This is a genomic window from Brucella tritici, from assembly GCF_008932285.1.
GTDB lineage: Bacteria > Pseudomonadota > Alphaproteobacteria > Rhizobiales > Rhizobiaceae > Brucella > Brucella tritici.
Genome location: NZ_WBVY01000005.1, coordinates 21,044 through 33,329, shown reverse-complemented (window position 1 = coordinate 33,329; position 12,286 = coordinate 21,044). Strand labels below are relative to the sequence as shown.

Genomic DNA, 12,286 nt, shown 5'->3' with positions numbered 1-12,286 from the left:
TCCGGGATCGCTTTATACCAAATGGGTCCCGGTCGGTGGCTCGCGTTCTGAAGATCGCGGATAGATTGGAGCTGGCTTTAAGGCGATCAGCCCGCAATGTCAAGCAAAAGGCCTGAAACGCACTGAAACCGGCCCAGTTTGTTTTGGGCACATCCTGTTCCGAAAACCGTTTCGCAATTTTCGGGATGCGCTCCAATACAGGGCCGGTTTCGATTTTGTTTTACTGTGCGGCCACACCGGCAAGCGGGTCGCCGATGCCCAGCACATAAAGGCCGATCATCAGAAGCGTTCCCGCCAGAACCACATAATAGATCGTGGGAATGATGGTCATGCGCAGGGTCGTGCCTTCACGCCCCAGCAAGCCGACCGTAGCGGAAGCCGCAACCACGTTGTGGATCGCGATCATGTTGCCAGCGGCAGCGCCCACCGACTGACCGGCGACCATCAGCGCACCGGAAATACCGAGCCCTTCTGCCACGCCATACTGGAACTGGCTGAGCATGAGGTTCGATACCGTGTTGGACCCGGCAAGGAACGCACCCAGCGCACCGACAGACGGCGCGAAGAACGGATAGACATTGCCGACTTCCACTGCCACCCAATCGGCAACCATCAGCGGCATGCTGACCAAATCCTTGCCGTTGACGCCAGAATTGATCATGACGCGCACCATCGGCACGGTGAACAGGAGCACGAAGCCCGCGCCCACCAGCGTCTTGGTGCTTTCACCGAAAGCCTTGGCGAACTGCCCGCCATTCATCCGATGCAGGAAGAAGGTGATAACGCAGACGATGACCAGAAGACCACCCGGCAGGAAAAGCGGCGTGAAATCACCACCCACCCCAGTTTCACCCATGATGTCCTTGGCAACGAAAGTGATCGACTTCAGCGCATTGCCAACCGATGGAAACGTACGGCTGACCACCAGAAAAATCGCCAGCAGAATGTATGGCGTCCACGCCAGAGCAAGCGGGATTTTCTTCGAGGTGAGTTCATCGAGCTTGATCTGGACGGTGCCGACCCAGCCTGCAGGCCATTCCGCAGCAGGCGGAAAATCCCAGCTCTGCTTTGGCATGAGAAAACCGCCGCGCGCTGCAAATGTCGCCAGCGCGAGGCCGACCAGACCGCCGATCATGGACGGAAATTCTGCACCGAGGAAAACCGCGCTCAACACATAGGGAATGGTGAACGAGAAAGCCGCAAACAGCGCAAACGGCAGAATGGCAAGCCCTTCGGTCCAGGAGCGGTTACGCCCGAAGAAACGGGTCATGATGACCACAAGGAACAACGGCATGAACGTGCCGCAGATTGCGTGCAGGATGGCCACTTCCGATGTGATGATATGGAAGAACTGTTCCCAGCTCGACCCGGCGCCCTGCAATTGCGCCGTCAGCGCCTCGCGGTTGAGGCCTGACTGGACACCGACGATGAGCGGCGTGCCGACTGCACCGAACGATACCGGCGTGGACTGGATGATCAGTCCGAAAGTAACAGCGGCAAGGGCCGGAAATCCGACAGCCACCATCAGCGGCGCCACGACGGCGGCAGGCGTGCCGAAACCCGATGCGCCTTCGATGAACGAACCAAACAGCCAGGCAATCAGAAACACCTGAATGCGGCGGTCCGGGCTGATCTGGGCAAAACCGGAACGGATCGCAGAAATGCCGCCCGAATATTTCAGTGTGTTGAGAAGCAGAATCGCTCCGAAAATAATCCAGAGCAGACCTGCCGTCTGGATCAGCCCCTGAATGGTCGAGGCAATGACCCGGTTGCCGCTCATGCCCCAGATCGCCATGGCGATCACCACAGTCAGCACATAAGTCACCGGCATCGCGATGCGGGCCTGAATACGAAATCCAACCAGCATGACGCCGGCTACGAGAATTGGCAAAAACGCAAATAGCGCAAGAAATCCGTTCGACATGGGCGTCCTCCCCGTCAATGTCGCGAATGTTGAAGCTCAACTATGCAATGGTGGTAAAGTTTTTTTACCAGTACACATGCAAGCAATAGATATGAAAGCCACAGCTTCCAAGCGAAAAATTTCACGCGCCGTTTGGTAGCCAACAAAAGCTTGCTGTTTTTGTGCAAAAATGCTTGTAAACGCGGCATTCCGCACCTGCCTCTGCACGCTTTGCCGTTGCCGCATGACATTTGGTGTAAGGAATGGCAAATTCGCGTTGAGGTCGAATCACTCCAAAGGAGAAACGAATGGCATTGGTTGCCAAGGGCCGGTCTTGGACCGCAGCAGCAGTTCTTGCAATGGGCATGATGACGGGAACAGGCATTGCCGAGGCAGCCCAGTGCGGCAATAACGCCGCCGGCTATAATGCCTGGCTCCAGCAGACCCTCAAGGAAGCGCCGTCGCGCGGCGTTGGCAAGGCAGGCCTCAATGCGCTGGCCGGCACCAAATATGCGCAGGCTACCATCAATGCCGACCGCAATCAGAAGAGCTTTAAGCTCTCCTTCGAAGATTTCATGAAGAAGCGCGGCGCAGATACGATCATCAAGCGTGGTCGCGCGCAGAAGCAGCAGAATGCAGCTCTCTTCGCGGCAATCGAAAAGCGCTACGGCGTTCCAGCCGGTCCGCTGATCGCGATCTGGGGCATGGAAACCGGTTTCGGCTCCTATCTCGGCAAGCAGCACACAGTATCCGCCGTTGCAACGCTGGCCTATGACTGCCGCCGTTCCGACTACTTCACCGGCCAGCTCTATGCTGCTCTCAAGCTCGTCGATCAGGGCGATCTCAGCCCGCAGGCTGTCGGCGCGATGCACGGTGAAGTCGGCCAGACCCAGTTCATGCCGGCAAACGTCCTGAAGTATGGTGTCAGCGGTTCGGGCAGCGCCCATTTCGACCTGCGCAACAAGGCGGACGCGCTCTATTCGACCGCGAACTTCCTCGTCGGCCATGGCTGGCAGCGCGGTGCAGGCTATCAGCCGGGCGAACCGAACTACGGCGCGATCCAGGGCTGGAATGCTGCACAGGTCTACCAGCGCGCCATCGCCGTGATGGGCAAGGCCATCGACGGAAAGTAAGGGCAGAAGGCTGAAGTCGCAGTTTCGCTTTGAAATTGCCGCAGAAAAGCTTCAAGCTTCACAAAATAGCCCCAAAGTTTGGGGCTATTTTTGCATGTTTTGTTGCGAATTTTCGCGTTTGGAAGACAAAAACGCCGATTTCAACGGTGCAGAATATGGCAAAACGGCCCCTCTCGATCTGAGAGGAGCCGTTTCAGGAAGCGTTTTTCTGAAGGCTGGGTCAGGCTGGGTCTGGCCGTTTGAAATCACCCGTCTGGTGATCCATCACCCACAGCTCGCCGGTCGAAATATCGAACCATGCGCCATGCAGGGTAAGCTTGCCCTTCTTCTCCAGAATATCGACGCAAGGAAATGTGCGCAGATTGTTGATGGAGTAGCGGATCGAGATGCGCTCCAGCGCAGTCTGGCGCTCGCTCTGCGTCATGAGCTGATTGCCGCTGATGGCTTCGGCGGCAGGCGCGATGAGGCTCATCCACTTGCCGATGAAGTCGCCTGGCGAAAGCGGTGCGCTTTCGGTGTCCAGCGCAGCCTTGATGCCGCCGCAACGGCCATGCCCCATGACGACGATGTTCTTCACCTTGAGGCTCTGAACCGCAAATTCCAGTGCTGCCGAAGCCGCATGATATTCGCCGTCAGGTTCGTAGGGCGGGATGAGATTGGCAACATTGCGCAGAACGAAGATTTCGCCGGGCGCCGTGTTGAAGATGGTTTCGGGAGCCGCACGGGAATCACAACAAGCGATAACCAGCGTTTCCGGCGATTGTCCCTTGTCGGCCAAATGGCGATATCGTGAAGTTTCGTGGGCAAAATGCTCGCGCATGAAGGTTCGATAACCGGCGAGAAGTGAGTCTGGAAGATCAACCATATTTTTCCAATATCCCTATCGAAAACCGAGATCAATCGAAATGCGCTGAACGGGCTGCGTCCAATTGGACGCATGATCCCGTTCACTTTTCATGCAAGCTTCTCAAGCCCATATCGCCATGCGAAGACCGAAAGCGTCGCGTTCCACGTGGTCGGGATGCGGACGCGCTTCACCACGCGCATGACGACCAGCCACGAGATACATGGCGCAGGCGTCGAGAAAGTCATCCGCCTTCGCACCGCGCGGAACAGGACTTTTCAAAAAATTCTCCGGCAATCCGCAGCGCTGCAGCAAAGCCCGGCGCTCGGCCATGCCTTCCGGGTTCACCCGGCTTTTGATCTTTTTCGGCAGGGACATGGCCTTCATGCCATTCAAAGCCGTAAAAGCCAGTTCGGGATGAGATTCGATAATGCGTGTCACCAGCCCCGCATCAGCGCGCAACAATTCATCAATCTCGCAAATTTTCGGGAAAAGCCCGAAAGCCTGCCGGGAAACCTTGCGTGGCGGGTCGGTACGTTCCAGCGAAAGAATACAGCTCTCGCGATAATCGCGGGCATAGACGGCAGCACGCGGCGGAATGGAAAAGACACTCGACTGCCTTTCGCCAAGATGAGCCCGTGCGGTCCGCTCCGCAGAACGACCGCCCTTTTCCGGCAGTCCGATCGGCATGTCGACGGCAATGATCGCGCTCTGCGAAAGCGACGCCACCAGGTCGGAGAAACTGCCGAACACTTCGGCTCGCAAGCTACCGCCATCCCCGATCACGGCGATCCAGCCGCCGGGGCAGCCATCAACACCAGCGAGCGCGTTGGCGGTCTGCGTCAAGCGCGGAGACCCTTGGTTGGATGCATCAGCCGCCGCGTCTGCACCATGGCCATCGGCGTGGCAAGGCTCGACGCATCGGCCTCCAGCATCAGCTCATCCGCTCCGCGCTTTGCCGAACGCGCCATGATCTCGAACACAGCTGCAGTGGTGCTTTGCAACATCTTTTCCTCCGCCATGCCGGACAGACGACGCGCCAGAAATACGGCAGAGGTCAGATCGCCCAGACCGTTGGTCGGCCCATCGACACGGCGATGTTCGGCCATCAGCGCCATGGTCGGCGCGAGCAGAATATTGCCGATGCTGCCGCTCATCAGCGGAAAAGCCGAGGTCACCAGCATGGTTGCCGGACCGGCTTCCAATGCGGCCTCCATCAGGGCGGAATTGTCTTCCAGCGGAACGCCGGTCAGCCATGAAAGCTCGAAACGATTGGGTGTCGCGATATCGGCAAGCGGCAGAAGCTTGTCGCGAATGCCCATGGCAGTCGCTTCGGGCACATAAAGCCCCTTTTCATCGCCGATGACCGGATCGCACAGATAGACCGCCCCCGGATTCTTCGCCTTCACGGCTTTGACCAGTTCGGCAACGGCTGCCGCCTGCTCGGGATGACCGAGATAGCCGGTCAGGACAGCACCCACCTCGCCAAGCCACGGTGCGCGCTGAAGATCCTGCATCAGGCGCGAAAACTCTTCGGCCGGTGGCACGATGCGCCCAGCAGGCCCATGGCCCGGATGCCATGGCAGCACCACGGTCGGCACGGCCCAAACGGGAAAGCCCAGCGTTTCCAATGCGAAAACGGCGGCTCGATTGCCAACCGACCCGCGCACGACATGGCTTGAGATGACAATAACGGTTGTCGCATCCGAAGGCGCAGAAGGCGTCATTGGGTACCTAGCTTTGCATGAGATAGAAAATGAGCCAGACGATGATCGCCAGCGTGATGAGGAAGCCGAGCCCGCGCCCGATGCGCGTGGCCCAGAGCTCGATGGGATCATTTTCGGGGGCGTCGGCGGCAGCCAGATGGTGCGCAGTGCGGGAAAACCCACGCCGCACGATGCCTTCGGCACCGGTCTGCTCGCGTTCGAGCCTGTCGAGAATACGCCGGGCCTCTTCCTGACGCTCGCGTCCCGGCCCGCCACCTTCCCCTATGCCCGCCTGCTGGCGCTCGCCCATACTCTGCCTGCCCTTTGCAATGACCCAGTTTCCAACAGAAGAAACAGGCACAGCATCACGCTCAAGGCGCAGTTCTGCAAGCAGAATATTGCGAGTTCAGGCTAGCTTTATGATGAGCTTTCCGAAATTGCCGCCTTCCAGCAGGGAAATGAAAGCTTTCGGCGCATTTTCCAATCCATCGACAATGTCTTCGCGATAACGCACCTGACCATCGGCAATCCACTTCACCATGTCATGGTAAAAGGCTGGCCTCTGATCGGCAAAATCGCGCTGGATAAAGCCGCGAATAGTCAGGCTTTTCGACAGAATATCCCGCATCACCAGCGGCAGCCGGTCAGGCCCGTCGAACGACCCGCTCTGATTATACTGCGCGATCAGTCCGCAGACCGGAACCCGTGCAAACTGGTTCAGCAGCGGAAACACAGCATCGAAGACCTTGCCGCCGACATTTTCAAAGTAAACGTCGATGCCCTTCGGGCAGGCCTTAGCCAGTTCATGCGCGAAATTCTTGCTGTGGTGGTCAATCGCCACATCGAAACCGAATTCATCGATCAACGCCTTGCATTTATCCGCTCCGCCGGCAATGCCGATGGCGCGAGCGCCCTTCATCCGGGCAATCTGCCCGACGGCAGAACCGACCGGACCGGTTGCCGCCGCAACCACGACGGTCTCGCCCGGTTTCGGCTGGCCTATGGTGAGGAGGCCGGAATAGGCAGTAAAGCCCGGCATGCCAAGAACGCCAAGCGCCGTCGTTACAGGGGCTTCCTTCGGGTCGAGCTTGCGCAAGGTCGATGCGTCGGCAACCGCATAATCCTGCCAGCCCGAATGGGAAAGCACGAAGTCGCCCGGCGCAAAGCCCGCGCTCCTGCTTTCAACGACTTCGCCTACCGTGCCGCCCTCCATCACATCGCCGATTGCCACCGGCGCAGCATAGGATTTGGCCGCGCTCATACGCCCGCGCATATAGGGATCGAGCGACAGATAGTGCAGTCTCAGGAGAACCTCACCGTCACCGGGGCTCGGGATCGCCGCTTCCTCCAGCCGGAAGTTTTCTGCGGTCGGGCGACCTTCCGGACGCGATGCCAGCACGATACGGCGATTGATCTTTTCGCTCATGAACGGAACTCCTGACAGTGATGATCGGGCTTCGGGCTACATATTATTAGTTTAGGGCGATGATCGGAAAAGTTGAGCTTTTGCAATCAAAATCAAGCTATACATCCGTTGTGAACGCTTGGCTTGGAAAGCTGTTCCAAAGCTGGCGATTTTGCGCTGTGCATCACCCTTTTTGCAGCGGCCTTGCGCCTCAGAGCCTGAATCAAAAATCAGCAGGCCGTGGCGAAAATGGTGTTTTTCGAGTACCGGAGCGGAGCGTACTTTTGAGCATGGTCCTGAAAAGTTGCAGACTTTTCGGATAAGACTATGCACCAGAGAAAGCTACATGAGCACCGGAACGCAGGAAATTGCCATTTGCAGACCGGCATGGCGATTTTTGGTTCAGGCTCTTAGGACAAACGACATGAATGAGGACAAGCTTTTTCTCTTGAAACCGGGGTTTGAAGATCCGGCTTATCCCGGCCAGCTTTTCTATTGCTGGCATTGCGCCCTCATCGAGGGTGTTCTGGCTTCTTTTCCGGCACTGGGAGACAGGCTGGATATAGAGCGCGTCGACTGGCAGCGCCCGCGCAAGGCCGTCATAGAGCTGGCAGGCGAAGACAACCAAAACCTTCCCTTGCTCATGCTGAAGGATGGCGACCGGTCCTCGTTCGAGACCGGGAGGCATGAAGAGCGTTCGCTGATCGGCGACCCGCACAAGATACTGGCCGCCCTTGCGGAGCGGCACGGCTTTCCGCTGCCGCATCCTTGAAACAAAACACCCCGCCACAAGGGCGAGGTTTCGCTTGGGGGACAGTAGGGTTGTCTGTCACCTCATCCTGAGGAGGCGCGAAGCGCAGCCTCATCCTGAGTTCATCGAAGGATCGAAGGACGAGGTGACAAGCGCAATGCTTACTTCATAGTCGGGATGACGAATTCCGCACCATCCTTGACGCCCGACGGCCAGCGCGAGGTGACGGTCTTGGTCTTGGTATAGAAGCGGAATGCATCCGGGCCGTGCTGGTTGAGATCGCCGAAGCCGGAAGCCTTCCAGCCGCCGAAGGTGTAATAGGCGATCGGAACCGGGATCGGCACATTGATACCGACCATGCCGACCTGCACGCGGCTGGCGAAATCGCGGGCTGCATCACCGTCACGGGTGAAGATCGCAACGCCGTTGCCATATTCATGATCGTTCGGCAGAGCCAGCGCTTCCTCGTAGTTCTTGGCACGTACGACCGAGAGAACCGGTCCGAAGATTTCTTCCTTGTAGATGCGCATGTCCTTGGTCACATTGTCGAACAGGCAGCCACCCATGTAGAAGCCATCTTCATAGCCCTGCATCTTGAAGTTACGGCCATCGACGACCAGCTTCGCGCCTTCTTCAACACCCAGATCCACATAGCCGCGCACGCGGTCGAGTGCAGCCTTGGTGACCAGCGGGCCGTAATCGGCGGAATTGTCGGTGGAGGTGCCGATCTTCAGCGATTCAACACGTGGAATGAGCTTTTCCATCAGACGGTTGGCAGTATCTTCACCGACCGGAACGGCAACCGAGATCGCCATGCAGCGTTCGCCAGCCGAACCGTAGCCCGCGCCGATCAGCGCATCGACGGTCTGGTCCATGTCGGCATCCGGCATAATGAGAAGGTGGTTCTTCGCACCGCCGAAGCACTGTACACGCTTGCCGTTCGAGCAGCCGCGGCCATAGATGTACTGGGCAATTGGCGTAGAGCCGACAAAGCCGATGGCCTGGACGTCCGGATCGTCGAGCAGCGCATCGACCGATTCCTTGTCGCCATTGACGACGTTGAAAATGCCTGCCGGAAGACCAGCTTCCATGAACAGTTCGGCAAGGCGCATCGGTACGCCCGGATCACGTTCGGATGGTTTCAGGATGAAGGCATTGCCGCAAGCAATCGCCGGACCAGCCTTCCAGAGCGGGATCATGGCCGGAAAGTTGAATGGCGTGATGCCAGCAACAACGCCGAGCGGCTGGCGCATGGAGTAAGTGTCGATGCCCGTACCGGCATTGTCGGTGAACTCACCTTTCAGCATGTGAGCCGCGCCGAGGCAGACTTCCACCACTTCGAGGCCGCGCTGGATGTCGCCCTTGGCGTCGGCAATGGTCTTGCCGTGTTCGCGGGCCAGCAGTTCGGCCAGGCTGTCATATTCGGCTTCGACGAGTTCGATGAACTTGCGCAGGATGCGGACGCGGCGTTGCGGGTTGGTCGCTGCCCAGGCTGGCTGTGCCGCCTTGGCGTTTTCGACAGCCGCACGCACTTCTTCCTTGGTGGCGAGCGCCACTTTGCCCTGCACCGAGCCGTCGAGCGGCTGGAAAACGTCGGCCGTGCGGCCGCTCTTGCCTGCCACATGCTTGCCGCCGATGAAATGTCCGATATTGCGCATCGAAGAACCTCCCTGATGATCGCTTTCAAGAGCCACGCGGCTCCCATCGTTGGCACCATCTTGACTCTGCAAATTCGTGATTGCAAGGCGACGAAAAGCGTATCCGTTGTGCAAATTTTATAGTAATTGAAACATGATCCCGAAAAGTGTGAAACGGTTTTCGGACAAGATCATGTTCAAGCAAAAGACCATGATCCTGAAAAGTGCGGAGCGGTTTTCGCGCAAGATCATGCATGGATAGAGAGCATCATGAACTGGGACGATATTCGGATTTTTCTCGCTGTTGCGCGCTCCGGCCAGATTCTGGGCGCGGCCAAAAGGCTCGGGCTCAACCACACCACGGTTGCCCGGCGGCTGACCGCGCTTGAAACGGCTCTTTCCACCACGCTTTTGACCCGCCGCACCAACGGCTCGACGCTGACACAGGCTGGCGAAGAGTTTCTGCTTGCCGCCGAACGCATGGAAGCCGAAATGCTTTCCGCCCGCTCACATGTCGGCAATGCGGATATTGCGGTATCCGGTACGGTGCGTATCGGCGCGCCGGACGGGTTCGGCGTGAATTTCCTGGCGCCCCGGCTGGCGCGGCTGACACAGAAATATCCCGACCTGACCATCCAGCTTGTGCCGGTGCCGCGCTCGTTTTCGCTGTCACGCCGCGAAGCCGATATCGCGATTACGGTCGAACGTCCGGAACAAGGCAGGCTGATCGCGCGCAGGCTCGTCGATTATACGCTCGGTCTCTATGCGCATCGCAGCTATCTGGAGGCGAACGGCACGCCGGAAAACACCGACGATCTCGCCCGGCACCGGCTCATCGGCTATGTGGAGGATCTCGTCATCAACCCGTCGCTGGCCTATGCGCCGGAAATCAGCCGTGACTGGAAACCGGCCTTCGAAGTGTCGAGCGCGCTTGGGCAGGTCGAGGCCGTGCGGGCTGGTGCAGGCATCGGCATATTGCACGCCTTCATCGCCCGCGCCGATCCCGATCTCGTGCCCATTCTGCCGGATCGAGTGATCCGTCGCGCCTACTGGCTCGCCTATCACGAATCCGCCCGCACATTGCGGCGCGTCACCGCCATATCGGCGCTGATTTCTGAACTGGTTGAAAGCGAGAAATCGCTCTTCAGTTAAGCATGATCCCGAAAAGTGGAGCCGGTTTTCGGATCAGATCATGCTAAATCAATTGAGCCGCATATAGGCGACCATGACGCCGACAATCATTGCAGCCGGAACGAACAAGGCGTCGAGGCCGATGAAATAGTGGCCGAGACCGCCGCCGACAGCGCCCAGCATCAGCGACAGCCAGACCGCCACATGCTGCAGCCAGCGCCATTTCGGCGTTTCACCGCGCAGCGAACAGGCAAGATCGGCGGCAGCGTTGAAGAGCGTGCCGGTCACATAGGTCACGCCGAGACGCGCAGCTCCGATAGGCTGCACCGCCGCATTCTGCGCGCCCATGGCTGCGGCAAGCAGCAACACCGGCTGGACCAGCAATGCACCCTCGCGCCGCAGCACGCCGACCAGCAGCAGGATCGCTACTACGCTCGCCATCACATAGAGGCTGCCCCATCGCCCGTAAGCGCGCACCGCAAGCGTGCCGAAAAAGGCGCCGGAAAAGAACAGCACGATCAGGATTGCGGGAAACCAGACCAGCACTTCGCCCTGCACGCCGGGCTGTCCCGCGAGTGCAACACCAAGCTGCGTTGTGTTGCCGCTCATGAAGGATGCGAAGAAACCGCCCAGTTGCAGGAAAGCAATCGCATCGACGAAACCAGCCGATGCCGTGAGAATCAGACCAAGCGAAAGTTTGGAATTCGGTGTCATGGGATTGAACTTGGGAATGAAGAAACCCGGCTTGCGGGAAGCCGGGCCTGTTCAGAAGAATATCTACAAGTCAGGCGCGTTTGACGATGCGCAGGATAATCAGGAGGATGGCCGCGCCGATAAAGGCGTTGACGATCGCAGCGATAATTCCTCCACCGACGGAAAATCCGAGACGCGGCAGCAACCAGCCTGCAAAAAATGCGCCGATCACGCCGACGATGATATTGCCGATCAGTCCGAAACCGCCACCCTGCACGACCTTGCCCGCCAGCCAGCCAGCGATAAGACCGACGAAAAGAAATACGAGAAGACTTCCAACATCCATGCGTTTTTCTCCCTCTCAAAACGCAACCGTCCGGTGCGCCTGAAGCGAGTTGACTATATGTTGGGCGACGGCACAAGGGGGTGCCGGCGCCTCCCCCGTTAAATCAGGCTACCAGATGCCGGAAAGCCGCGACGACTTCCTCGTAAACCTTGCGCTTGAAGGGAACGATCAGTTGCGGCAGCTCGACCATCGGCTTCCATTCCCAGCGGTCGAACTCGGCGGTGTGTCCGCCGGGCGGCGGGTTGATGGCGATTTCGCTCTCGTCGCCCTCGAAACGATAGGCAAACCACTTCTGCGTCTGGCCGCGATACTTGCCCTTGAGCGCCTGGCCGACCAGATGCGGCGGCAGGTCGTAATTGATCCAGTCTGACGCTTCCTCAAGCAGCGAAACCGACTTCATGCCGGTTTCCTCGTAAAGTTCGCGGATAGCCGCCTCGAGCGGCTCCTCGCCCTTGTCGATACCGCCCTGCGGCATCTGCCAGAGCTGGGTCGCGCCATCCATCTCGTCGCCCGGAATGACGATACGACGGCCAGCCCAGACCAGACCGGCCTTGTTCAGCACCATCAGTCCGACACAGGGCCGATAAGGCAGGCTTTCAGGATCGACAGGACCTTTGTGCTTCGACATGACATTCTCCATGATATGCAAACTTATAGCATTTCCAGCAAAAGTGCGAAGCGGTTTTGTGCAGGATAATGCGTAAAAACAAAGAGATAGAGTATTTCCAACGATTCAG

Annotated in this window: 13 protein-coding genes; 3 read left to right on the top strand and 10 right to left on the bottom strand. The window is 58.4% G+C overall.

Going from position 1 to position 12,286, the window contains the following annotated elements:
• Positions 1-220: 220 nt before the first annotated feature.
• Positions 221-1,924, bottom strand: coding sequence for an L-lactate permease (locus tag F9K94_RS19175; RefSeq protein WP_061347949.1), 1,704 nt, complete (start codon positions 1,922-1,924; stop codon positions 221-223).
• Positions 1,925-2,211: 287 nt separating this feature from the next.
• On the opposite strand from F9K94_RS19175, the gene F9K94_RS19165 reads away from it, so the two are divergent.
• Positions 2,212-3,036 (top strand): lytic murein transglycosylase, encoded by an 825-nt coding sequence (locus F9K94_RS19165; RefSeq protein ID WP_061347948.1) that lies wholly within the window; start codon positions 2,212-2,214, stop codon positions 3,034-3,036.
• Between the two features lie 220 nt (positions 3,037-3,256).
• On the opposite strand, the gene F9K94_RS19160 is transcribed toward F9K94_RS19165, so the two are convergent.
• From F9K94_RS19160 to F9K94_RS19140, 5 genes are all read right to left on the bottom strand, one after another.
• Positions 3,257-3,901, bottom strand: a complete 645-nt coding sequence (locus F9K94_RS19160) for a carbonic anhydrase (protein ID WP_012091238.1) — start codon at positions 3,899-3,901, stop codon at positions 3,257-3,259.
• A 102-nt stretch (positions 3,902-4,003) separates the two neighbouring features.
• Positions 4,004-4,726: a DUF429 domain-containing protein gene (locus tag F9K94_RS19155; RefSeq protein WP_061347945.1), complete on the bottom strand. Its 723-nt coding sequence runs from the start codon at positions 4,724-4,726 to the stop codon at positions 4,004-4,006.
• Positions 4,723-5,607, bottom strand: coding sequence for a pyridoxal kinase PdxY (gene pdxY / locus F9K94_RS19150; protein WP_151647787.1), 885 nt, complete (start codon positions 5,605-5,607; stop codon positions 4,723-4,725). The genes F9K94_RS19155 and pdxY overlap by 4 nt, the downstream gene beginning before the upstream one ends.
• A 7-nt stretch (positions 5,608-5,614) precedes the next feature.
• A complete protein-coding gene (locus F9K94_RS19145) occupies positions 5,615-5,896 on the bottom strand; it encodes a hypothetical protein (RefSeq protein WP_104757413.1) in 282 nt (93 codons plus the stop codon).
• A gap of 96 nt (positions 5,897-5,992) precedes the next feature.
• Entirely contained in the window at positions 5,993-7,012 is a 1,020-nt protein-coding gene (locus F9K94_RS19140) for an NADP-dependent oxidoreductase (RefSeq protein WP_151647785.1), read from the bottom strand.
• A gap of 403 nt (positions 7,013-7,415) precedes the next feature.
• Between F9K94_RS19140 and F9K94_RS19130 the strand changes: the two genes are divergently transcribed.
• The gene (locus F9K94_RS19130) at positions 7,416-7,763 is read left to right on the top strand and encodes a DUF3088 domain-containing protein (RefSeq protein WP_151647783.1); all 348 of its coding nucleotides are present in this window, start codon (positions 7,416-7,418) and stop codon (positions 7,761-7,763) included.
• A 140-nt stretch (positions 7,764-7,903) separates the two neighbouring features.
• Here the strand turns inward: F9K94_RS19130 and F9K94_RS19125 are convergent, their stop codons facing one another.
• A complete protein-coding gene (locus F9K94_RS19125; protein ID WP_151647781.1) occupies positions 7,904-9,400 on the bottom strand; it encodes a CoA-acylating methylmalonate-semialdehyde dehydrogenase in 1,497 nt (498 codons plus the stop codon).
• Positions 9,401-9,649: 249 nt separating this feature from the next.
• Here F9K94_RS19125 and F9K94_RS19120 point away from each other — a divergent pair, with 249 nt between their 5' ends.
• Complete coding sequence (locus tag F9K94_RS19120; protein ID WP_010661504.1) at positions 9,650-10,531, top strand: LysR family transcriptional regulator; 882 nt, start codon at positions 9,650-9,652, stop codon at positions 10,529-10,531.
• A gap of 48 nt (positions 10,532-10,579) precedes the next feature.
• Here the strand turns inward: F9K94_RS19120 and F9K94_RS19115 are convergent, their stop codons facing one another.
• The 3 genes from F9K94_RS19115 to F9K94_RS19105 form a co-directional block, all read right to left on the bottom strand.
• The gene (locus tag F9K94_RS19115) at positions 10,580-11,224 is read right to left on the bottom strand and encodes a YoaK family protein (protein ID WP_151647779.1); all 645 of its coding nucleotides are present in this window, start codon (positions 11,222-11,224) and stop codon (positions 10,580-10,582) included.
• A gap of 70 nt (positions 11,225-11,294) precedes the next feature.
• The gene (locus F9K94_RS19110) at positions 11,295-11,549 is read right to left on the bottom strand and encodes a GlsB/YeaQ/YmgE family stress response membrane protein (protein WP_029929435.1); all 255 of its coding nucleotides are present in this window, start codon (positions 11,547-11,549) and stop codon (positions 11,295-11,297) included.
• Between the two features lie 103 nt (positions 11,550-11,652).
• Complete coding sequence (locus tag F9K94_RS19105; protein ID WP_151647777.1) at positions 11,653-12,177, bottom strand: RNA pyrophosphohydrolase; 525 nt, start codon at positions 12,175-12,177, stop codon at positions 11,653-11,655.
• Positions 12,178-12,286: the final 109 nt, after the last annotated feature.

What these genes read in the sequence shown, in the direction of transcription:
- F9K94_RS19105 (WP_151647777.1), bottom strand. Translation starts at nt 12,177, where the DNA reads ATGTCGAAGCACAAAGGTCCTGTCGATCCTGAAAGCCTGCCTTATCGG.
- F9K94_RS19130 (WP_151647783.1), top strand. Translation starts at nt 7,416, where the DNA reads ATGAATGAGGACAAGCTTTTTCTCTTGAAACCGGGGTTTGAAGATCCG.
- F9K94_RS19175 (WP_061347949.1), bottom strand. Translation starts at nt 1,924, where the DNA reads ATGTCGAACGGATTTCTTGCGCTATTTGCGTTTTTGCCAATTCTCGTA.
- F9K94_RS19115 (WP_151647779.1), bottom strand. Translation starts at nt 11,224, where the DNA reads ATGACACCGAATTCCAAACTTTCGCTTGGTCTGATTCTCACGGCATCG.
- F9K94_RS19145 (WP_104757413.1), bottom strand. Translation starts at nt 5,896, where the DNA reads ATGGGCGAGCGCCAGCAGGCGGGCATAGGGGAAGGTGGCGGGCCGGGA.
- F9K94_RS19160 (WP_012091238.1), bottom strand. Translation starts at nt 3,901, where the DNA reads ATGGTTGATCTTCCAGACTCACTTCTCGCCGGTTATCGAACCTTCATG.
- F9K94_RS19110 (WP_029929435.1), bottom strand. Translation starts at nt 11,549, where the DNA reads ATGGATGTTGGAAGTCTTCTCGTATTTCTTTTCGTCGGTCTTATCGCT.
- F9K94_RS19165 (WP_061347948.1), top strand. Translation starts at nt 2,212, where the DNA reads ATGGCATTGGTTGCCAAGGGCCGGTCTTGGACCGCAGCAGCAGTTCTT.
- F9K94_RS19125 (WP_151647781.1), bottom strand. Translation starts at nt 9,400, where the DNA reads ATGCGCAATATCGGACATTTCATCGGCGGCAAGCATGTGGCAGGCAAG.
- F9K94_RS19120 (WP_010661504.1), top strand. Translation starts at nt 9,650, where the DNA reads ATGAACTGGGACGATATTCGGATTTTTCTCGCTGTTGCGCGCTCCGGC.
- F9K94_RS19140 (WP_151647785.1), bottom strand. Translation starts at nt 7,012, where the DNA reads ATGAGCGAAAAGATCAATCGCCGTATCGTGCTGGCATCGCGTCCGGAA.
- pdxY (WP_151647787.1), bottom strand. Translation starts at nt 5,607, where the DNA reads ATGACGCCTTCTGCGCCTTCGGATGCGACAACCGTTATTGTCATCTCA.